Origin of the sequence: Nocardia sp. NPDC060249 (genome assembly GCF_042728755.1) — a bacterium.
Classification (GTDB): Bacteria; Actinomycetota; Actinomycetes; order Mycobacteriales; family Mycobacteriaceae; genus Nocardia.
Genome location: NZ_JBHXAQ010000001.1, coordinates 123,577 through 144,675, shown reverse-complemented (window position 1 = coordinate 144,675; position 21,099 = coordinate 123,577). Strand labels below are relative to the sequence as shown.

The window sequence follows — 21,099 nt, the reverse complement described above, 5'->3', positions numbered from 1 at the left end:
GGACGTAGCCCGCTCTATTGCCGCCGAGCGGGCCTCGTCCGTCGACTATTATCAGCGCGTGATCATCGGGTTCGAGCAGGCGTGCGCGCCGTCGCGTGCTGTCGGCGCGCGGCTGCGCGGCGCCTGCGCGGGCTCGATGTCGGGCGCGCTGTCGTTGGCCGCGCACGGAATGGCCGCCGGTGGGGCGCTGCCGGGGAGCACGGCGATCGTGTTGCTGGCGGCGGCCTCGGCGGTTGTCGGCGCACTGGTGGCCGGGATCGGACCACTGCGTCACGGTGCGCTGGGTCTGGCCGCGGTGCTGCTGGGTGGTCAGCTGATCGGCCACACCACGATGAGCTGGTCCGGTCACTCGCACTCGGCGGACGACTCCCTCGGACTCGGCATGCTCACCGCCCACACCGTCGCCGCGCTGCTCGCGGCCGTCGTCATCGTGGGCGCCGAGGCCGCGTACCGGATCGGCAGCGCCGTTCTGGCGCGCATCCTGCCGCTGCGCTACCGCACTCCCCGCATCCCCGACCCGGCGCCGTTGCGCCTGACCCACCGCGACCGCGTGATCCTGCGCATCTTCGCCACGTCGTCGCCGCGAACCCGCGCTCCCCCGCTCGCGATTCCTTTCTGACCTTCCCTCACCCGGTGCACGGATTTCGCTGTGCGCTGTCTTCGCGCATCGGCGCACCCGGCTGGCTGTCGCGTGCGCGCATCGGGTTCCAGTACTCCAGAAATGAATCAGCATGAGCATCACGGACACTCGTCCGGCCGAGGAGAACTCACCCTCGGCACCACCGATCTCCGGTGACGGTCCGCGTTCCGGCGCCCGCCGGGGCTTACGCCTGTCTCCGCTGGCCCTGCGCCTGCACTTCTACGCGGGGTTCTTCGTCGCCCCGTTCATCCTGATCGCCGCGATCACCGGTGCGCTGTACGCGGTCGCGCCGACGATCGAAGGGTTCGTCTCGCGCGATCTGCTCCAGGTCGACACCACCGGACCTGATCAGGCGCTGTCGGCCCAGGTCGGGGCTGCCGTCGCGGCTCGCCCCGATCTGACGCCGGTCGCTGTCGCTCCCGCCCCGAACGAGGGCGACACCACGCGCGTCCTGTTCAACGATCCGGCGCTCGGCGATTCCGAGCGGTTGTCGGTGTTCGTCGACCCGCACACCGCCCAGCCGGTCGGCGAGTCCGTGGTCTACGGCAGTGGTGGCGCGCTGCCATTGCGCACCTGGCTCAGCGAGTTCCATCGGAGCCTGCACCTGGGTGAACCCGGCAGGCTCTACAGCGAACTGGCCGCGTCGTGGCTGTGGGTGATCGCGCTGTTCGGGCTGGTGCTGTGGGTGCACCGGGTGCGCAAGCGGCGCGACCGCAGGTCGGCCCAGTGGCTGCTCAAGCCAGATCTGTCCCAGACCAGGCGACGAAAGATGAACTGGCACGGCGCGATCGGCGTCTGGATCCTGCCCGTGGTGCTGCTGCTCTCGGCCACCGGCATGACCTGGTCGACCTATGCCGGTGAGAACGTCACGAAGCTGCGCGAAGAACTCAGCTGGACCACGCCCTCGGTGAGTGTGAAGCTGCCGGGCACCGCCGGTCCCGCCCAGTCTTCGGGCGGCGACCATCACAGCGGCGGGCAGACCGCTCCGGCCCCGGTCGACTCCGCGGCGCGGATCGCGCAACTCGATCGCGTGTACGAGGTCGCTCGCGCCGAAGGTCTCACCCAGGGCATCGAAATCGCTATCCCGGCGACGCCGGAGAAGGCCTTCGGCATCAAGGAACGGCGCTTGCCCGGCACCTACACCGTCGATTCGCTCGCCGTCGACGGCACGACCGGCACCGTCACCGACCGACTGGCGTTCGCCGACTGGCCGCTGATGGCCAAGCTCACCAACTGGGGCATCGCCTTCCACATGGGTCTGCTGTTCGGCCTGGTCAATCAGCTGCTGCTGCTCGCGATCATGGCCGGCCTGGTGACGGTGATCGTGCTCGGTTACCGCATGTGGTGGCAGCGTCGACCCACCCGCAGGGCCGCTCTGCCCGTCCCGCCACGGCGTGGGGTGCTGCGCCGCACGTCGCCGTGGATCACCGTTCCGCTGGTCGGCGTGGCGGTCGCCATCGGCTGGTTCCTCCCGCTCATCGGGGTGAGCTTGATCGTTTTCCTGATCGTCGATGTCGCCTTGGGCCTGGCCGCTCGCGCGGACAAGGTGTAACGCATGGCTAACTATCGAGGAAACATCCCATGTAACCCATGACACTCGATGATCGGAGCTTCCCCATGAGAACCTCAGCTCGCACCGTTGCGATGTGCCTGGCCGCTCCGGTCATCGCGGTCGCCTTGACCGGTGTCGCCGCAGGCACAGCTGCCGCCGACCCCGGCTGCCAGGGTTCGATGAACGGCCCGTGGGCGTTCAATGGCGGTTGTTACGGCGGTGAGGGCACCTACCGGCTCGAGGTCGACTGCATCGGCTACAACATCGCGCCCTTCGCCGTCGGGCCGTACACGATCCGCAAGGACCTGCCGGTCGGCCAGGCCGGCACGGTGGCGTGCTTCGGTCCGAACTGGTCCAGTGCGGGGTGGGCCGTCGGCTCGCGGATCTTCCGGCTCTGACACCCGCACCGCGACGCCGAACCGGACACGATCGGTGGATGGTTCGGGTCCGCGGTGAAAGGATCAGTGAATGACGCTGTCTCGCCGACAACTCCTGCACGGCGGCATCGGAGGTTCGATCGCCGCCCTCGTGGGGGTGTCCGCGGTGAGCAGCGCGCGGTTCGCCGCGCCCCGGCGGCTCGGCGAACCGTTCTCGCTCGGGGTCGCTTCCGGCGAACCGACCCCGGACGGAGTGGTGCTGTGGACGCGACTTGCCCCCGATCCGCTCGCACCCGACGGGTACGGCGGGATGACCGTCGCCCCGGTGACCGTCGACTACGAGGTCGCCGAGGACGAGCGGTTCACCAAAGTCGTGGTCAGGGGCTCGGCGGTGGCGACCCGCGAGCTCGGGCACAGTGTGCATCCCGAGGTCGCCGGGCTGGCGCCGGATCGGTGGTACTACTACCGGTTCCGGGCCGGTTCGGCGATCTCGCCGGTCGGGCGCACCCGCACCGCGCCCGCGCTCGACAGCCCGACCGCGCGGCTCCGGTTCGCCTTCGCGTCGTGCCAGTCGTGGAGTTCGGGCTACTACACCGCCTATGAACACCTCAGCGCCGAAGATCTCGACCTCGTCGTGCATCTCGGCGACTACATCTACGAGTCCTCCTGGGTGCTGGCCCGCCGGGGCGCGCAGCTGCCACCGCAACTCGCCGGCGAGGCCGTGGATCTGGCGGGCTACCGATTGCGCTATGCCCAGGCCAAAGGCGAAGCGCCGCTGCAGGCCGCGCACGCGGCGTTCCCGTGGCTGGTCACCCTCGACGATCACGAACTCGACAACAACTGGGCCGGTGACAGTCCCGGCCTCGGACTCGACGTCTACCGCCTTGCGCCGCTGTTCCGCCGCCGCAAGGCCGCTGCGTTCCAGGCCATGTACGAGCATCAGCCGATGCGCCTGGCGCAGCTGCCCGCGGGCCCGTCGATGCACCTGCACCGCCGCTACCGATTCGGTGATCTGGCCGAATTCACCATGATCGACACCAGGCAGTACCGCACCCCTCAGGCCTGCGGTGACGGCTCGGCGGTCATCGGATGCGCCGATCGCTTCGCCACCGACCGCACCATTCTCGGTGCGGCCCAACGTGACTGGCTCGTAGACGGCTTCGCCACCTCGCCTGCCCGCTGGCAGGTGCTCGGCAATCAGGTCGCCATGGCCCAGTCCGATTACGACCCCGGCCCCGATCTGCTGCTCGGCACCGATGCCTGGGACGGCTATGTCGCAGACCGCAATACGGTGTTGGCCGCAGCGGCCGACCACGCTGTCGACAACCTGGTCGTGATCACCGGCGACCGCCACGAGAACTACGTCGCCGATCTACGCCGCGACTACGCCGATCCCGAATCACCCGTCGTGGCAACCGAATTCACCGGAACATCGATCAGCACCGGCAGCGACGGCGCGGACCTCACCGACGCGGGCCGCACACTGCTGGCCGCCAATCCGGACCTGAAGTTCTACAACCGGCAACGCGGCTATGTTCGCGTCGACCTCGATCATCGACAGTGGCGCAACGACTTCCGCGTGGTGCCCTACGTCAGCCGCCCGGGCGCCCCGATCAGCACGCGGGCGAGTTTCGTTGTCGAGGACGGGATTCCGGGCGCGGTCAGGTCAGCGTGAGGACGACTTTCCTTCGGCGGCACAGTGCACGCCCCTCCTGCGCCGCACAGCGAAATCGCACAGAACACTGGGCAACTCTTCACACCAGTTTGCGCGCCCCCGCGGCCGGCTCGACGGCGAAGACACGGGGCGGGGCGAAACCCGTTGTAGCGAAACTGTTCATGATGTTCTCGGCGACCTCGTCGGCGTGTTCGACCAGGGCGATGATGCTGCCGCCGAAGCCACCGCCGACCATGCGCGCACCGTGGGCGCCCGCGTGGAGTGCCGCCTCGACCGCGAGATCCAGCGCAGGCGCGGAGACCTCGAAATCCTCGCGCAGCGAGTGATGCGAGGCCGTGAGCAGCTCACCGATCGCTCGCGGATCCGCACCGGTCCGCAGCCGGTCGACCACCGCGAGCACCCGGGCGTTCTCGGTGACCACGTGCCTCGCGCGACGACGCAGCACGGGATCTCGCAGGCGTGGCAGGTCTTCGGCGGTGGCATCGCGCAGGGCGGGCAGATGCAGCGCGTCGGCGGCGGCTTCGCACTGCGCTCTGCGCTGGGCGTACTCACTGTCGGCCAGATCGTGCGGGTGGCCGGTGTCGGCGACGATCAGCGTCAGACCGGCAGTGTCGAGATCGAACGGTAGCTGTTCGGCGGCAGTCGATTCAGAGTTGGTGAAGGCGCGGATGTCGAGGAACAGGGCGTGGCCCTCGGTGCACAGAATCGAGGCGGACTGGTCGAGTAGGCCAGTCGGGACCCCGGCGAATCCGTTCTCCGCCGCCCTGGCGATCTCGACCATGCGCCGAGCGGTGAGCGCGGGCGCGAACAGATCGCGCAGCGCGATCGTCACCGCGCAGCACAGGGCCGCCGACGAGGACAGGCCCGCGCCGATCGGCACCGCGCCGTCGAGTGCGAGGTCCAGCCCGGTGACGCGATGACCGCCACGGACGAACTCGTCGACGACACCCAGCGGATAGCGGGCCCAGCCGGGCAGCCGATCCCGTTGTGCCGCAAGCGCGTCTACGCGCACCTCGATGACCGCACCGGGCCGCTGCGCCGAGGTGAGCCGCACCAGCCCGTCGCCACGCGGGCCTGCCGCGCAGACGACACCGAGCGGAAGGGCGATCGGCAACACGAACCCGTCGTTGTAGTCGGTGTGCTCGCCGATGATGGTGACCCGGCCCGGCGCGATCCACTTGTCCACCCGTACTTCCCTTCCGCTTCCTGCGACGATGCCACCACCGAACACCGTGGCGGGCAACTGTGCAGCACCGGGTGCCGAATCGGTATGCGGCAATGCTCTCAACGCATCGACAGCGGGGCCGTGGACGTGTCATGATCGACTGAGTTGTAAAGGTTTTGAGCGTCGGCACTGCCGGCTGGGGATCGTGCTCGGACAACAACACTCGGTGCTCTCGGCCGATACTTCGAGTGCTTCACCGGCCTCACATTCGATCGACGCTCGTCGCGTGCGCAGCAAGATCGAGGGGGGCTGATGACCATCGGCGAGACACGCTACGGGAGCCTGCGACGGTGCGTGGTGCTGCTCGGCGCGGCGGGGGCCGTGCTGATCGCGCCGTTGGCGGGCGGGCGGGCGCTGCCGTTTGTGCTGCTCATCGTGATCGTCGCGGGATCGCTGGGGATGATCGGGTACGGCATGTACTGCCATCGACCCGCGCACCGGGTGCCCTGGTATCTGCTGGCCGCGTCGGTGCCGCTGTTCGCGGCGGGCACCGCGATACGCGCGCTCGGGCTGCACCCGAGCTGGCACCCGGCCGACGATCTGTGTACCTTGGCGGCCTCGCTGTGCCTCGGCCTGGCCGCCGTCGGCTGGTTGCAGCCGCACCGGCTCCGCAACGCCCGTGACCTCTGGCTGGACTCGACGCTCATCGGGCTCAGCGCGCTGCTGGCCTCGTGGACATTCCTGATCTCGCCGATTCTGCGGCACAGCACCGGGTTCGTCGATACCGCGCTGGCCGCGAGCTACCCGCTGATCCACGCGCTGCTGGCTACCGTGCTCGCGCATTCGCTGGCGACGGTGGTTCGCTCGGAGACGTCGCTGCGGTTGCTGCAGGCTGCGCTGATCGCCGTCCTCATCGGTGGGTTGATCGAAAGCCTCACTGCCGCAGGCACGATCGCGGTCGATCCCGAGTTCGCGTTGGTGCCACAGCAGTGGGCGTATCTGCTGGCCGGGCTGGCCGCGGTACAGCCGACGATGGGCGCGTTGCGCGACGCCGAGGATGTGGGACCGCACCGATCGCGGCAGCGGGCCGGGATGATCGCGGTGGCGCTGGTGGCGGCCTCGCTGGTGAGCGTGGTCGGCGCCGACCTCGGGGTGGTCGACCGTGTGGTGATCTGCGCGCTGCTCACGTTGCTGTTGGCCGGTGTACTGGTGCGCAGCGAACGCGCCATCGCGCGCAGCACACGCAGCGAACGCCGCGCCCAGTACCAGGCCGACCACGACCTGCTCACCGGCCTGTTCAACCGGGCCGCCCTGCTCCGCGCACCACACCGCTATCGCGATCAGTGGGCCGGAAAGCCGCTGTGCCTGCTGTTCATCGACCTCGACGGCTTCAAAATGGTGAACGACAGCTACGGTCACGCCGTCGGCGACGAACTCATCGCCAACGCCGCGTCCCGTATCCGCCGTACCACCACCAGCGCCGACCTCACGGCCCGCTACGGCGGCGACGAATTCGTCGTCCTGGCACCGCGCACCCGCACCGAAGCCGCCGTGCTGGCCGAACACATCCTCGGCGCCTTCATCCGCCCCTTCGAACTGAGCTGCGGCGAAATCCCCATCACCGCCAGCATCGGCGTCGCCTGCCTGGCCACCCGCCCCACCGAGACGACCATCTACGACCTGATCCGCACCGCCGACGCCGCCATGTACCACGCCAAGGAATACCGCCTCGGCCTCAGCTTCCACGACGAACTGAGCAAGCCGTCGACGCGGCGGCGGATCTCCGCCTCCCCGCGCATTCAGCGCGTGGCCCAGTAGGTCAGTCCCCCAACTCCTCCAACAGCTTCCGAGCCGCCTCCAGCTCGGCCTGCAACTGCGCGACCTTCGCCTGCTGAGCCCCCCGCGCAGCCTCCAGAATTCCGGCCACCACCTCCTCCACCTCCGGGTGCAGGATCTTCGCGGCCTGCGCGACGGCCGCACTGCTGACCGCCAACCCCTTCACACTGCGCTTCTTCCCGTTGATCACATCGACGGTCCACTCACCGTCGGCGGTTCCGGTGAGGGTGACGGTCACCTCGGCCACCTTGGCCTTGCGCACCGCGGGAGCCTTCGCCGGCCGCGGCGCTGCCGGGGCGGGCTTGGGATCGTCGGATACCGGGGCGAGCGACCTCGGCGCGGGCGTAGCGGCGCTCGGCAGGGTCGACGGCTGGGTCACAGTGTTGTCCTTTCGGTTGCTCGGCGCGGGGACACTGTCCGGGCGGGTCCGTGCGGATCCGCCCGGCGCTACGGTAGTCCCGCGGGCCGGCTTGGTCAGCGTCACCTCGCTCGGGCCGAACGAGAGCACATCTTTGGAACCGGTGGGCCGCACCTGCAGGAAGTCGCCTGCCGACGGGTCGTCGAGCGCGACGACCTTGCCCGACTTCCCCTCGGCGACACCGACAGCGGCGGCGGTGAACCACACCATCGGCGGTTTGCCCTCGGCGAGCTCGCCTGCGATACGCGCGAGCTCGGCGTCGGACAGTACCGGCGGTGCTGATCGGCGGGATGCGGACTTGGTGCTCGGCGAGGACATCGTGGACTCCGGGGGTTGGTGCTACAGCGTGGTCTTCGCACCGATGATGCCGCACCGCACCGACAAGTTCTCCCCCGAGCCGCCCACCCGGCCCGAAAAACCCTCCTGCGCGGGAATTCCGGGCCGCGGCGTCGTCAGCCGAGAGTGGCGTTGCCGCGCGTTGTCGGCCGGATGTTCTCGCGCACCGCGGCCACGTCGCGATAGCCGTTGACCGCCATCAGCAGGTCCGCTTCGGCCGCGTAGCTGCGCAGCAGATGCACCAGGCCGCGCACACCGCCCAGCGCGAGCGCGTATACGTACGGCCTGCCGAGCCCGACCATCGTCGCGCCGAGTCCGAGTGCCTTCACCACATCCGCACCCGAGCGCACCCCGGAGTCGAACAGCACCGGCACCCGGTCGTCGCAGGCGGCCACGACCGCGGGCAAGGTCTCGAGCGCACTCAGCCCACCGTTGGCCTGGCGCCCACCGTGATTGGAGCAGTAGATGCCGTCGGCGCCGAAGTCGATCGCCTTGCGCGCGTCCTCGGGGTGAGAGATGCCCTTGAGGATCAGCGGCAGATCGGTGATCGACCGCAGCCAGCCGAGGTCGTCCCAGGTCAGCGAATTGCCGAAGGTCGCGATCCAGTGCAGGACAATCAATTTGGGATCATCGGAGCCGACCATCTGCTGGAAGACGGGGTCGCTGGTGTAGTTCTTCAGCACGTGCCCACGCAGCTGCGGGAAGTTCCCACTGGCCAGGTCGCGCGGACGCCAACCGGGCACCCAGGTGTCGAGGGTGACCGTGATCCCCGCGTACCCCGCGGCCTCGGCGCGGTGCACCAGGCTCTCGGCGAGCTCACGGTTCTTCGGCGTGTACAGCTGGAAGAACGAGGGTGTGTCGCCCGCGTGCGGCCGCACGTCCTCGAGCGGATCCTCCATCAGCGTCGAGTACATCGCGGGCACACCGGTCTGCGCCGACGCCTCGGCCACCGCGATGTCACCGTGGCCCTTCTCGCCGACCAGGCCGATCACGCCGACCGGCGCGAGGAACAGCGGACTGGCGAACGTGTGACCGAAGGCGGTGACGGTGAGGTCGCGCTCGGTGGCGCCGACCAGCATTCGCGGCACCAGACCCCAATCCGCGAACGCTTCGGCGTTGCGCCGCTGCGTGAGCTCGTCGCCCGCCCCGCCTGCGATATAGTTCAGCAACGAATCCGGCAGTGCCGCAGTGGCTTTGCGTTCGAGTGTCGCGTAATCCATGGGAAATTCGGGCTGGATCCCACCGAGCGCGGCCAGGTAGATCTCGTTCTGATAGTCGGCGAACTGACTCATTGCTGCACTTTCGCACGCCGACCGGGGTTCACGGACCGCAGGGTGGATGTAAGGTGCGTCATACTCGAAAATACGAGATTGTGAGTGCCCCTGCCGTGACCGTCGTCGAACACTCGGCCGCGCCCGCCGACCCGGACGCTCTACTCGCCGACCGCTTCCATTGCGATGCCACCCGTCACCTGACCCGCCTCGCGCTCGGGCTGTCCCAGGATTCGATGGATCTGCTGACCTCGGTCACCGATCGTCTGCGGGCCGCCGAGGGCGCCCTGCGCGATCCGCTCACCAGCGACCTCGGCTTCGACTGAACCTCACCGTCGCCGCACGGTGAGGGCCGCTAGATCGGCGAGCCGATGCGCGCGGGCGATCTCCGCGGGAGTGAACGGTTCGTCCGGGCGCACGAAACCCCAGCGACGATCGTCGCGGTCCAGTTCCAGCAGCGTGCCCTCGCCCGGTTCGGTCACCTGCGGTGTGCCGGGCGCGAGGTAGCGCGCGCCCAGCAGTTCGGCTACGGCCAAGGGCAATTCGTCCGGATCGCCGACGATGCGGGCGGCGATGGCCAGCGCCTTGGTTTGACCGTCGATCAGCGACAGCACGGTCGCGGGCCAGACTCGCACTCCGGAACCTCCCGCGTGTTCCGCGGCGGAGGTGATCGCGTGCGCGGTGACCTCGGCGGGGGCGGCGACGACGAGTTCGTCGAGGACGGCGTCCTCCAGCTGGTGCACGTGCACGGTGAGAATGTTGGCGTCGCGGTGGGCGAGATGTTTGGCCAGCGTCTCGAGCGCGCCGGGACGGTCGGCCAGGCGCACCCGGATCCGCCAGAGCGCGGGCGCGGAGTCGATGCGGTCGCGGTGGCGTAGTTCCGGGCTGTGCAGCCAGCCGCCGAGCATCCGCATCGCCGACGGCTCGACCACCCAGATCACCAGGATCGTGGTGGTGACCGTGAGCAGGGCGACGGTCAGCAGGTACGGCGGGTGCAGGTGCACGACCAGCGCGTGCAGCGCCAGCTCCACCGGGAACACCGCCGCGAGTTTGGCGAGAGTGAGCCTGGTCCGTCCCGGATGCGGCAGCCGGCCGCACACCTCGCAGGCCAGGACCGTGACACGGGGTCGCACTGCGAATCGCCACATGGGGGTCAGCGTCTCCGGCCTTCGTGTCGATCTTCGACGAGGTGCGTAACAGCGACGTGAAAGCACGTGCGAAAGCCGTTGACCTGCACCGATTTTCCCGGTGATCTTGCACACCCGTGCCGTTTGGGTGTGACCGTCGGCACCATTCGACCGATAGACAGGCGGCAACGATTGTGACTCACCTCACCGTATTCCATTGACAAACCCACACAAATGGGCATAAAACAACATAAGTAAAGATTCATCGAGACCGGAGGAACTCCATGTACGCCGAGGAACGGCAGCAGGCGATCGCGACCCTCATCGGGCACCGCGGGCGCGTCTCCGTCGCCGAACTCGCCGACCAGTACGGGGTCACCACCGAAACCGTGCGCCGCGATCTGGCGGTGCTCGACCGACTCGGGGTGATCCGGCGGGTGCACGGGGGCGCGGTCGGTTCCGGCGCGCTCACCACCTTCGAACCGGGCACCGCCGAGCGCGACAGCACGCGCGCCGCGGAGAAGGACCGGATCGCCGAACTCGCCCAGCGGTACCTGCCGCGTGCGGGCGGCAGCGTGCTGTTCGACGCGGGCACGACGACCGTGCGGGTGGCCGCGGCCATGCCGGTCGACGTCGACCTGGTCACCGTCACCAACTCGCTGCCGGTCGCCGCGCGCCTCACCGGGTTCGCGGGTGTGCGGTTGCACCTGCTCGGCGGGCGGGTTCGCGGAGTCACCCAGGCCGCCGTCGGCGCCGAGACCGTGCGACTGCTCGGCGAACTACGGGTCGACGTCGCGTTTGTCGGCACCAACGCGCTGACCGTGCGGCACGGACTGTCCACCCCCGATCCGGAGGAAGCCGCCGTGAAACGCGCGATGATCGCCGCCGCCGACCGGGTCGTCGTGGTCGCCGACGCGAGCAAGATCGGGCGCGAGGACTTCGTGCGCTTCGGCAGTGCCGCCGAGGTCGACGTCCTGGTCACCGATACCGATATCCCGGCCACCGCGCACGCGGAACTGGTCGCCGACGGCATCGAGGTGGTGCTCGCATGATCGTCACGCTGACCATGAATCCGAGTGTCGACCGCACGATCGCCCTCACCGAGCCGTTGCGGCGCGGGCAGGTGCATCGCGCGGCGAGCGTCACATCGCACCCCGGCGGCAAGGGGGTCAATGTCGCGCGGGTGGTGTCCGGGAGCGGGGCGGCGGTCACGGCGGTGCTGCCGGGCGCGGATGACGACCCCGTGGTGCACGGATTGCGCACGGCGGGAATCGACTTCCGCACGGTGCCGGTGACTGGCGGACCGCGGGTGAACCTGACCATCGCCGAAACCGACGGCACCACGACCAAGATCAACGAGCCCGGCCGTCCGTTGGCGGCGCGCGAGCTGGCCGAGCTCACGGCGCTGGTCGTGAAGGTGGCCGCGGGAGCCGAGTGGATCGTGCTGTCGGGATCGCTTCCGCCGGGCGTGCCCGTCGACTGGTACGCGCAGCTCGTCGCGGCGTTGTCCATACCGCGCGTATCGCCGAACGGAACGCGTCGCACTCGCGTCGCTGTCGATACCTCCGACGCTCCGCTGCTCGCTCTGTTCACCGAATCAGCCCTCGCCGCACCGGATCTCATCAAGCCGAACTCGGAGGAGCTGGCTCAGCTCACCGGTCTCGACGCCGTCGACCTCGACAACCCGATAGCCGCGGCCGAAGCCGCCATGGCGCTGCTCGACCGTGGCGTAGGCGCGGTGCTGGCCACCTTGGGCGCGGCGGGCGCGGTCCTGGTCACCGCCGAGGCAGCGTGGTTCGCCGCCGCCCCGCCGATCGTCGCGCGCAGCACCGTCGGCGCGGGCGACTCGGCCCTGGCCGGCTACCTGCTCGCCGACCTCGCGGGCGAACCCCCCGCCGACCGCCTGCGCACCGCCGTCGCCTACGGCAGCGCCGCCACCGCGCTCCCCGGTACGGAACTACCCGGCCCCGCCGACGTCGTCCTCGAAGCCGTCACCGCTCACCCGCTCACCGCCGACCGACCATCGGCCCCGGCATGAGTACCCCCACGGTCGTCGCCCGGCGTCTTCGCCCATCGCCGAAGTCGAACCGCCGCGACGTCCGCGTTCGTCCACCGCTGATCCGAGATCCGACCCCATCCGGCGATCACCACCGATAGACGTCCACCAGCCGGCCGACGCCGATAACCCCGCCGACCGGACCCGACAAGCCCCTGCTCGACCCCCACTCCGGAAAGACACGACGATGGCCGATTCGATCATCACCCCAGACCTGATCGCGCTCGACGCCGATCTCGGCACCGCCAAGGACGCCGTGATCACCGCGCTCGCGGACAAGCTCGCCGCCACGGGCCGCGCGACCGATGTCGACGCGGTGGCCGAAGCGGCCCTGGCCAGGGAGTCGCAATCGGCGACCGGGCTACCCGGGGGCATCGCGATCCCGCACTGCCGATCGGCCGCCGTCAGTAGCGCATCGCTGGCTTTCGCCCGCCTCGCGCCCGCCGTCGACTTCGGCGCCCCTGACGGACCTGCCGATCTGGTCTTCCTGATCGCCGCACCGGAAGGCGCGGGCGCTGAGCACATGAAGTTGTTGTCGTCGCTGGCTCGCGCGCTGGTCCGGCCCACCTTCGTCGCCGAGCTACGCGCTGCCGCGACCCCGGCGGACGTGGTGGCCCTGGTCGACGGCGTCATCAATCCCCCACCGACCGCAACCACCCCTTCCACCGCCGGTGCCACAGCCACGACGCCGTCGACCGGTCCGGTCGGTGGCGGTTCTCCCGCCGACGGCGGAACGGGGAACTCGTCCGCTGCGGGCGACAAAGCCGCGGCTCCCGTCTCCGGGTCATCGGCCGCCGGAGCCGGCGCGGCGGCGGTCGGTACTGCCGCATCGGGCGCGGCCGTTTCCGGCGCGGCGACCGCCTCGGGTGGGGACCCGGACGAGGATTCAGCGTCAACTCGAAGCGCCACCGCGGGAGATGCACCGGCCGTCAGCACAGCGAAGTCCGGTGCGCCGAAGAAGATCGTCGCGGTCACCGCCTGCCCGACCGGTATCGCCCACACCTACATGGCCGCTGACGCCCTGGTCGCCGCGGGCGAACGCGCCGGAGTCGACGTGGCGGTGGAAACTCAAGGCTCGAGTGGTGGCGACAAACTCGACCCGGCCACGATCGCCGACGCCGACGCCGTCATCTTCGCCACCGATGTCGGAGTGAAGGACCGCAGCCGGTTCGCGGGCAAGCCCGTGATCGAGTCCGGCGTCAAACGCGCCATCAACGAGCCCGACACGATGATCGCGGAGGCCGTCGCGGCGAGTAGCGCCGCGGGCGCCGCCACCGTCGGCGGGACCGCACCCGCACCCGCCCACTCGGCCACGGGCATCGGCTGGGGTACCCGCCTGCGCCAGATCCTGCTCACCGGCGTCAGTTACATGATCCCGTTCGTCGCGGCGGGCGGTCTGCTGATCGCGCTGAGCTTCCTGCTTGGCGGCTACGAGATCTCCGACAGCGCGAAGACGATCGTGCTCGACAATTCGATCACCGACCTACCCGACGGTGGTCTGGGCACCTATTTCGGCGCCGTGCTCTTCCAGATCGGCTCACTCGCCTTCAGCTTCCTGGTCCCGGCGCTGGCGGGGTACATCGCCTTCGCGATCGCCGACCGTCCCGGTCTGGCACCGGGTTTCACCGCGGGCGCGATCGCGGTGTTCGTCGGTGCGGGATTCCTCGGTGGTCTGGTCGGTGGCCTGGTGGCCGGATTCGCGGCCCTGTGGGTGAGCAAGCTGCCGGTGCCCACGTGGGCGCGCGGGCTCATGCCGGTGGTGGTGATCCCGCTGCTGGCCTCGGCGATCGTCGGCATCTTGATGTTGGTCCTGCTCGGCAAGCCCCTCGCCGCCGTGACCAACGGACTCACCGACTGGCTCAACGGCCTGTCCGGCACCTCCGCCATCGCGCTCGGGGTGATCCTGGGCGTGATGATGTGCTTCGACCTGGGTGGTCCGGTCAACAAGGCCGCCTACGCGTTCGCCGCGGCGGGGCTGTCGGTGACCGACATCGCGACCCTGCGGATCATGGCCGCGGTGATGGCCGCGGGTATGGTGCCGCCGCTGGCGATGGCATTGTCGACCGTCCTGCGCCCGCGCCTCTATACCGAGGCCGAACGCGAGAACGGCAAGGCCGCCTGGCTGCTCGGCGCCTCGTTCATCTCCGAGGGCGCGATCCCGTTCGCCGCCGCCGACCCGCTGCGGGTGCTGCCGTCGATGATGGTCGGCGGCGCGGTGACCGGTGGGCTGATCATGGCCACCGACGTCACCTTGAGCGCACCGCACGGCGGCATCTTCGTGTTCTTCGCGATCGGGCACCTCGGCTGGTTCCTGGTGTCGCTGGTCGCGGGCACGGTCGTCGCCGCGGCCTGCGTCACCCTCGCCAAGGAACTCACCCGCAAGCAGTCCGTCGCCCCCGTTCTCACCACCGCGTAATCCATTCGCACACAAGGAGATATCCCATGGCAAGCACCACCGTCACTGTCGGCTCCTCGGTCGGCCTGCACGCCCGCCCCGCGGCCCTGATCGCCGAAGCGGTCGGCGCGGCGGGCGTACCCGTCACCATCGCGGTCACGGGCGGCGACCCCGTAGACGCGGGCTCCGCGCTGATGATCATGACCCTCGGCGCGGGCCAGGGCGCCGAAGTGGTGATCACCAGCGACGATCAGCCGACCCTGGACAAGATCGCCGAGCTCGTCGCCAGCGACCTCGATGCCTGAACCGACCCGCACGAGAAGGATCCGAGAAACGCGAAAGGCCCGGAACCAGTGGTTCCGGGCCTTTCGTTTTGTAGCGGGGACAGGATTTGAACCTGCGACCTCTGGGTTATGAGCCCAGCGAGCTACCGAGCTGCTCCACCCCGCGTCGGTGTGAACACAACATTACACACAGGTGCGCGCAGGCGCCAAATCGTGAGGTCAGCACGGGTTTTGCGACCGATACGCGCAATCCTCGCCGGGGCGATACCGCGCTTCGAGTCCGACAACTGTGGCAGCCATCACATATTTCGCCAATCGCGGGCAACCGGCCGGAATTTCGGTGAGCGGCGTCACTATCACCCCGTGATCCCGAACACATAACGGTCCAATAACAGACCGCCCGGAATCTAGGTATTCCCACTGGCTATGCAGCGTAAACCTTAAAAAGACGTCTATTCCATTCATAGAATCCGCTCGTTATCAAGATGTGATCGGAATCGATTCTTTGGTTAGCGTCTCCCCCATGACTGAGACCCGGAAATTCAGCACCCGCGCCCTTGGCGTCGCCGCCATCGCAGGCGCCCTTGTTGCCGTTCCGTTCGGCCTCGCCACCGGCACCGCCTCCGCCGCCGCCTACAACTGGGACGGCGTCGCCCAGTGCGAGAGCGGCGGCAACTGGGGCATCAACACCGGCAACGGCTACTACGGCGGCCTGCAGTTCTCGCAGAGCACCTGGGCGGCCAACGGCGGCCAGGGCTCGGCCCACAACGCCAGCAAGGAAGAGCAGATCCGCGTCGCGGAGAACGTGCTCGCCAGCCAGGGCGTCGGCGCATGGCCGCACTGTGGCCAGTTCCTCCAGTCGGGCGCCTCCGAGCCCGAGGTGGTCGAGGAGCCCGCCGCCGAACTGCCCGTCGAGCTGCCCGCCGAGGCCAAGACCGAGGTCCAGGCTGCCGTCGACCAGGCCAAGGCCGCGGGCAAGGCACTGGCCGACCAGTACGGTGTCGCGGGTCAGTACCAGGACCTGCTCGACGCCAACGCTGCGCTGATCGACTCGATCGGCGGCTGATCCACCGTTCCCCCTGCACAAGAAAGGCCCCGTCGACCAGACGGGGCCTTTCTTGCTGCTGCGCTGCGGCCGGCTACCGGCCGCCCGCGTCCTGATACGCCTTCACCGCGGCGTCGAGTTCTTCCAGCGCCTTACCGAAATCGGTGAAGTTGCCCGTCCGCATCGCCGTGCGCACCGCCTCGATCTTGCGGCTGAGCTCGGCGGCCGCGGCCTCCTGCGTGGACCCCGCGGGCGGAGTCGTCCCCGGCTGCGGGGTGGCGCCGTTGCCGGGCGGAGTGACGGTGCCCTGGTCGACCGGCGGGGTCGCCCCCGGTTTCGGCTTCACCGACGGATCGCCACCGAACGGTGTCGCCAGCGAACCCGCACCCGGCATCACCTGGTTCAGCGCCTCGGCCAGCGTCGGCGCGTAGCCGACCTTCACGCTGCCCGCCGCGTCGCGATAGCTCACCAGCACGCGAAGCAGCTGCGGGAAGGTCGACGAACCGGTGTTGCGCTCGTTGTAGAACGGTTCCACGTAGAGGATGCCGCCGTCGGCCACCGGCAGCGTGAGCAGGTTGCCGTAGCGGATCTTGTTCGAGTTCGACAGCAGGGTTTTCTCTCGGGAGACCGCGTCGGCGGTGGTCATCGAGTTCTGTGTCTGCTGCGGGCCCTGCGTCTGCGTTTCCACCGGTAGCTGCAACACGGTGAACTTGCCGTACCCGTCGGGGTCCGACCGCACCGAGATGTAGGCCGAGAGGAACTGCCGGTTGTAGCCGACCATCGCCGAGGTCAGGTTGAACACCGGCTTGTTGGTCTTCGGGTCACCCAGCAACACGTAGTACGGGGGCTGGTTGAACGTGCCGCCCTCGATGGTCGGATCACTGGGCACCGACCAGAACGCGTTGTTGGTGAAGAACTCACGCGGGTTGTCCACGTGGTACTTCGTGAGCATGTCGCGCTGGACCTTGAACAGATCCTCCGGGTAGCGGAAGTGCGCGCGCAGTTCGGGCGAGATCTCGCTCTGCGGCTTCACCGCGTCCGGGAACACGCCGCGCCAGGCCTTGAGCACCGGGTCGGTGGTGTCGGTCTCGTACAGGGTGACGGTGCCGTCGTACGCGTCGACGGTGGCCTTCACCGAGTTGCGGATGTAGCTGACTTCCTTACGCGGGATGACCCGCCCGGTCTTCTTGTCGATGCTGTCCTCGACCGCGCCGTCGAGTGAGGTCGGCTGGGCGTAGGGGTACTTGTCCAGCGTGGTGTAGGCGTCGACGATCCAGACCACGCGCTCGCCGACGACCGCCGGGTAGGCATTGCCGTCGGTGGTCAGCCACGGCGCGACCTTCTGCACCCGGTCGCGCGGACCACGGTTGAACAGGATCTTGGAGTCCTCGCTGATCGCCGAGGAGAACAAGATGTTGCGCTCGGCGTACTTGGCCGCGAAGGCCAGCCGGTTGAACCAGTTCCCGATCGGCACGCCACCGCTGCCGTCGTAGGTGAACTGCGCCTGATCGGAGTCGTACTCACGCGGCGCCTGGCCCTCCGCGGTGCCGACGATGGCGTAGTCGGGATCGGTCTGGGCGATCAACTCGCCGTAGTAGATCCGGGGCTGCTCGACCTTGATCTGCTGGTCTTCGACCTTGGTGAACAGGTCGCTCACCATGAACAGCGGATAGCCCGAATCACTGCCGCCCGTGGCACTCTGGGCCTCGGACTGCGGCTTGTTGACCCGGTTGGCGGGCGCGGCCACGAAGCCGTTGCCGTGGGTGTAGACGGTGTGCTGGTTGATCCAGTCCTTCTGGTTGCCCGACAGCGCGGCCGGATGCAGCTCACGCGCGGCCACGATGTAGTCCTGGACGTCGCCGTTGAGGCTGTAGCGGTCGATGTCGAGCGACTCGGGGAAGCCGTAGAAGTTCTTGCGCTGCTGGAGCTGGGTGAAGGTCGGCGAGAGAATATTCGGGTCGAGCAGGCGGGCGTTGCCGATGGTGGCCGCGTCGGCGGGCACCTCGAGCGGGCTCTTGCGGCTCTCCCCCTGATAGTCCTGATACTCGACCTTGTCGTCGGTGATCCCGTACGCCGCACGCGTCGCCTGGATATTGCGCTCGATGTACGGACTCTCCTTCTCGGCCGCGTTGGGTCGCACCGAGAACTGCTCGACCACCATCGGCCACACCGCACCGACCAGGATCGACGACAGCACCAGCAGCGCGGCCGCCATCGCGGGAACCCGCAGATCGCGCAGCACGATCCCGGCGAAGAACGCCATCGCGCAGATCACCGCGATCGACAGCAGGATCAGCTTGGCGGGCAGCACCGCGTTGATATCGGTGAACGACGGACCACCGAACGTCGGTTCCTTGCGCGTACTCGACAACAGGTCGTACCGGTCGAACCAGTACGCCACCGCCTTGAGCAGCACGAAGATTCCGGCGATCACCGCGAGCTGCACGCGCGCGGCCCTGGTGAGCGTGCCTTCACGCCCGGCCAGCCGCAGGCCGCCGAACACGTAATGGGTCACCAGGTTCGCGAAGAACGCGATCACCACGGCGACGAACAGCCAGTTCAGCACCATCCGGTAGAACGGCAGGTCGAAGGTGTAGAAACCGATGTCGAGGTGGAACTGCGGGTCCTGCTGACCGAACTCGCCACCGTGCAGGAACAGCTGCACCGTCGCCCAGTTCGACTGCGCGACCAGTCCCGACAGCACGCCGAGCAGCACCGGGATGCCGACGCCGAACAGCCGCAGCTTGCTCATCACGGTCGTGCGGTAACGCGCGATCGGATCATTGGGCCCCGCGACCGGCACGAAGACCGGACGCGACCGATAGGCCAGCAACAGCGCGGCCCAGACCACCAGGCCGACGAGCAACGCCACGACCACGAACAGCATCAGCCGCGTGCGCAACACGCCGAGATACACACTGCGATAACCGACCTCACCGAACCACAACCAATTGGTATAGGCATCGGTGAAGCGGGGCCCGAGCAGCAGCAGCGCCGCGAGGACGACTGCCGTCACCAGCAGCACACGGCTGCGTCGGGACAACGAAGGTAAGCCGGTGGGGGGCCGCATGCCCACGGTGCCACTCTCCATGCTCCGGCGGTTCCGCACCGTGATCGGCGCAGTCACCGCAGTCCGAATATTGCGGGTGATCCGTTACCGGACCGTTTGCGCCCACTCTACGGAAATCGGACACCGTGCAAGCGTCTGGGCCGAAAATGATTGGATGTGCGGGTGACCGAAGACGAGCACGCCGAAGTTCTCCTCGCCCGCTGTGTGCGCGAGGTCGTCGAGTTCGCCGACGCCGAGGGCTGGGGAAACCCGCCGCAGATGTTCGCGTTGGTGCCGACCGCCGACCTGGCCGCGGCCGAACCGGACCTGCAAGACCAGCTCGACGACGGCAGCGAGCTGACCCCCGTGGCCCAGGAAGCCTTCCCCGACGACATCACCGGCGGGTCGATGGCGTTGGACGAGTTCCTGGCCACCACCACCTGGCCGCCCGCGGTGGAAGGCTGCGTGCTGGTGCAGGAGATCGTGGTGCTGCCGCCCGACGCCGAGAGCGATCTCGACGAGGCACTGGTTCCGCTCCTCGCCGATGACGAGGCCGCCGACGCGGCCGGGCGCGCCGCCGCGCACGCGCATCCAGGTCGCCGCGACGCCCGGCTCATCGCGGGCGTGCTGCGCCAGGGCGCCACCCTGTGCCTGCTGCAGATCCGTCCCGAGGACGACGACGGCTTCGGCGATCTCGACCTGCGCACCTACCCCAACCTGGCGCCGGGCCTGGTCGAGGCCCTGCACCACACGCTGGAGTGACTACCCGCAGCTGATCGCCTCGCGACCCGCGTTGATCTCGGCCAGTCCGGTGATCGCGCTGTCGAGGGTGTCGACCTTCACCAGGCGCAGGCCCTCCGGAGCCCGCTGACCGGCCTCGTTGCAGTTGTCGGCGGGCACGAGGAACGTTTCCGCGCCTGCCTCGCGCGCCGCGATCATCTTGTACTGGATGCCACCGATCGGGCCGACCTTGCCGTCCTGGTCGATGGTGCCGGTGCCCGCGACGAACTTGCCGCCGTTGAGTTCGCCCGGCGAGAGCTTGTCGATCAGCGCGAGGCTGAACATCAGCCCGGCCGACGGTCCGCCGATATCGGCGAGGTTGAACTCGACCTGCAACGGGGGTCGTCCGCCTTCGCCCGGGGTGATCCCGAGGTAGCCCTTCGCCTCGTCGCCGGGACGGGGGGCCAGGGTGATCGAACTGGTCCGCTCGGCGTCGCCGCGACTGTAGACGACGGTGATGGTGGTGCCGGGCGCCTTGGTGCCGACGATGTCGACCACGGCCTTGGGCGTGGTGATCGGGGCGCCGTCGATGCTGATCAGCTCGTCACCGACCTCGAGCACGCCGTTGGCCGGTCCTTCCTCGCCGAGTCCGCGGACCAGCACCACCGTCGGCAGCTTCAGGTAGTGCAGCGCGGCGACCTCGGCATCGCTCTCGGAATCCTTGAATTCCTGCTGATTGGACTTGTCGACCTCCTCGCGTGACACGCCGGGCGGGTACACCTCGGCGCGCGGGACAAGGCCGTGCTCACCGCTGACCCAGAACCCGAACGCCTCGAACAGGTTCAGCCCGTCGCGCACCGAGACGGTCGTCATGTTCAGCTGCCCGTTCGTGGGATCCAGTGGCGCGCCGGTGACATCGACCACCTGCTTGCCCTCGACCTGGCCGAGGGTGTCGAAGGTGGGGCCAGGGCCCAGCGCGACGAACGGCACGGTGACCACGCTGCCTGCCACACCGAGCACCAGGACAGGGACGAGGGCGACGATCAGGGTGAGGATCCGACGATTCACTCGGACCACAGTAGTGATCAACGGCCGTGACCGACGGCAGTGGCACGCTTTACGGCGTGGGCGCCGCCGCGCGATTTCGCGATGC

Annotated in this window: 18 protein-coding genes and 1 tRNA gene; 12 read left to right on the top strand and 7 right to left on the bottom strand. The window is 68.8% G+C overall.

The annotated features are described in order from the left end of the window. The first annotated feature begins 58 nt into the window (after nt 1-58). The 4 genes from ACFWFP_RS00625 (at nt 59) to ACFWFP_RS00610 (ending at nt 4,244) form a co-directional block, all read left to right on the top strand. Nucleotides 59-619: a hypothetical protein gene (locus ACFWFP_RS00625; RefSeq protein WP_379292416.1), complete on the top strand. Its 561-nt coding sequence runs from the start codon at nt 59-61 to the stop codon at nt 617-619. A gap of 112 nt (nt 620-731) precedes the next feature. Further along, nucleotides 732-2,192: a PepSY-associated TM helix domain-containing protein gene (locus ACFWFP_RS00620; protein ID WP_379292415.1), complete on the top strand. Its 1,461-nt coding sequence runs from the start codon at nt 732-734 to the stop codon at nt 2,190-2,192. Between the two features lie 65 nt (nt 2,193-2,257). Next, nucleotides 2,258-2,590 carry a hypothetical protein gene (locus ACFWFP_RS00615; protein WP_379292414.1) on the top strand — a complete coding sequence of 111 codons (333 nt, stop codon included), beginning with the start codon at nt 2,258-2,260 and terminating at the stop codon, nt 2,588-2,590. Between the two features lie 70 nt (nt 2,591-2,660). Beyond that, entirely contained in the window at nt 2,661-4,244 is a 1,584-nt protein-coding gene (locus tag ACFWFP_RS00610) for an alkaline phosphatase D family protein (RefSeq protein WP_379292413.1), read from the top strand. A 79-nt stretch (nt 4,245-4,323) separates the two neighbouring features. Here ACFWFP_RS00610 and galK read toward each other — a convergent pair whose 3' ends face one another. Further along, on the bottom strand, nt 4,324-5,430 hold the full coding sequence (galK, locus tag ACFWFP_RS00605; RefSeq protein WP_379292412.1) for a galactokinase: 1,107 nt from the start codon (nt 5,428-5,430) through the stop codon (nt 4,324-4,326). A gap of 291 nt (nt 5,431-5,721) precedes the next feature. Between galK and ACFWFP_RS00600 the strand changes: the two genes are divergently transcribed. Then, complete coding sequence (locus ACFWFP_RS00600; RefSeq protein WP_379292411.1) at nt 5,722-7,227, top strand: diguanylate cyclase; 1,506 nt, start codon at nt 5,722-5,724, stop codon at nt 7,225-7,227. A gap of 1 nt (nt 7,228) precedes the next feature. Here the strand turns inward: ACFWFP_RS00600 and ACFWFP_RS00595 are convergent, their stop codons facing one another. Both ACFWFP_RS00595 and ACFWFP_RS00590 read right to left on the bottom strand, forming a co-directional pair. Continuing rightward, entirely contained in the window at nt 7,229-7,981 is a 753-nt protein-coding gene (locus ACFWFP_RS00595; RefSeq protein ID WP_379292410.1) for a DUF6319 family protein, read from the bottom strand. Nucleotides 7,982-8,115: 134 nt separating this feature from the next. Further along, nucleotides 8,116-9,291, bottom strand: coding sequence for an alpha-hydroxy-acid oxidizing protein (locus tag ACFWFP_RS00590; protein ID WP_379292409.1), 1,176 nt, complete (start codon nt 9,289-9,291; stop codon nt 8,116-8,118). 80 nt (nt 9,292-9,371) lie between these two features. On the opposite strand from ACFWFP_RS00590, the gene ACFWFP_RS00585 reads away from it, so the two are divergent. Then, the gene (locus ACFWFP_RS00585; RefSeq protein WP_378899520.1) at nt 9,372-9,596 is read left to right on the top strand and encodes a hypothetical protein; all 225 of its coding nucleotides are present in this window, start codon (nt 9,372-9,374) and stop codon (nt 9,594-9,596) included. A gap of 3 nt (nt 9,597-9,599) precedes the next feature. Here the strand turns inward: ACFWFP_RS00585 and ACFWFP_RS00580 are convergent, their stop codons facing one another. Further along, complete coding sequence (locus ACFWFP_RS00580) at nt 9,600-10,418, bottom strand: amino acid-binding protein (protein ID WP_379292408.1); 819 nt, start codon at nt 10,416-10,418, stop codon at nt 9,600-9,602. A gap of 263 nt (nt 10,419-10,681) precedes the next feature. Here ACFWFP_RS00580 and ACFWFP_RS00575 point away from each other — a divergent pair, with 263 nt between their 5' ends. The 4 genes from ACFWFP_RS00575 (at nt 10,682) to ACFWFP_RS00560 (ending at nt 15,153) form a co-directional block, all read left to right on the top strand. Then, the gene (locus ACFWFP_RS00575) at nt 10,682-11,449 is read left to right on the top strand and encodes a DeoR/GlpR family DNA-binding transcription regulator (RefSeq protein WP_379292407.1); all 768 of its coding nucleotides are present in this window, start codon (nt 10,682-10,684) and stop codon (nt 11,447-11,449) included. Then, nucleotides 11,446-12,435: a 1-phosphofructokinase family hexose kinase gene (locus tag ACFWFP_RS00570; protein ID WP_379292406.1), complete on the top strand. Its 990-nt coding sequence runs from the start codon at nt 11,446-11,448 to the stop codon at nt 12,433-12,435. The genes ACFWFP_RS00575 and ACFWFP_RS00570 overlap by 4 nt, the downstream gene beginning before the upstream one ends. A gap of 205 nt (nt 12,436-12,640) precedes the next feature. Further along, nucleotides 12,641-14,869 (top strand): fructose-specific PTS transporter subunit EIIC, encoded by a 2,229-nt coding sequence (locus tag ACFWFP_RS00565; protein ID WP_379292404.1) that lies wholly within the window; start codon nt 12,641-12,643, stop codon nt 14,867-14,869. 26 nt (nt 14,870-14,895) lie between these two features. Next, the gene (locus tag ACFWFP_RS00560; RefSeq protein ID WP_101466146.1) at nt 14,896-15,153 is read left to right on the top strand and encodes an HPr family phosphocarrier protein; all 258 of its coding nucleotides are present in this window, start codon (nt 14,896-14,898) and stop codon (nt 15,151-15,153) included. 71 nt (nt 15,154-15,224) lie between these two features. Here the strand turns inward: ACFWFP_RS00560 and ACFWFP_RS00555 are convergent. After that, nucleotides 15,225-15,298: transfer RNA gene (locus tag ACFWFP_RS00555), tRNA-Met, on the bottom strand. A 357-nt stretch (nt 15,299-15,655) separates the two neighbouring features. Between ACFWFP_RS00555 and ACFWFP_RS00550 the strand changes: the two genes are divergently transcribed. Next, nucleotides 15,656-16,198, top strand: a complete 543-nt coding sequence (locus tag ACFWFP_RS00550) for a transglycosylase family protein (protein ID WP_379292403.1) — start codon at nt 15,656-15,658, stop codon at nt 16,196-16,198. 73 nt (nt 16,199-16,271) lie between these two features. On the opposite strand, the gene ACFWFP_RS00545 is transcribed toward ACFWFP_RS00550, so the two are convergent. After that, on the bottom strand, nt 16,272-19,253 hold the full coding sequence (locus ACFWFP_RS00545; RefSeq protein ID WP_379292402.1) for a UPF0182 family protein: 2,982 nt from the start codon (nt 19,251-19,253) through the stop codon (nt 16,272-16,274). Between the two features lie 156 nt (nt 19,254-19,409). On the opposite strand from ACFWFP_RS00545, the gene ACFWFP_RS00540 reads away from it, so the two are divergent. Further along, nucleotides 19,410-19,988, top strand: a complete 579-nt coding sequence (locus tag ACFWFP_RS00540) for a PPA1309 family protein (RefSeq protein ID WP_266292347.1) — start codon at nt 19,410-19,412, stop codon at nt 19,986-19,988. Here the strand turns inward: ACFWFP_RS00540 and ACFWFP_RS00535 are convergent, their stop codons facing one another. After that, nucleotides 19,989-21,014 (bottom strand): PDZ domain-containing protein, encoded by a 1,026-nt coding sequence (locus tag ACFWFP_RS00535; protein WP_379292401.1) that lies wholly within the window; start codon nt 21,012-21,014, stop codon nt 19,989-19,991. Nucleotides 21,015-21,099 lie beyond the last annotated feature (85 nt).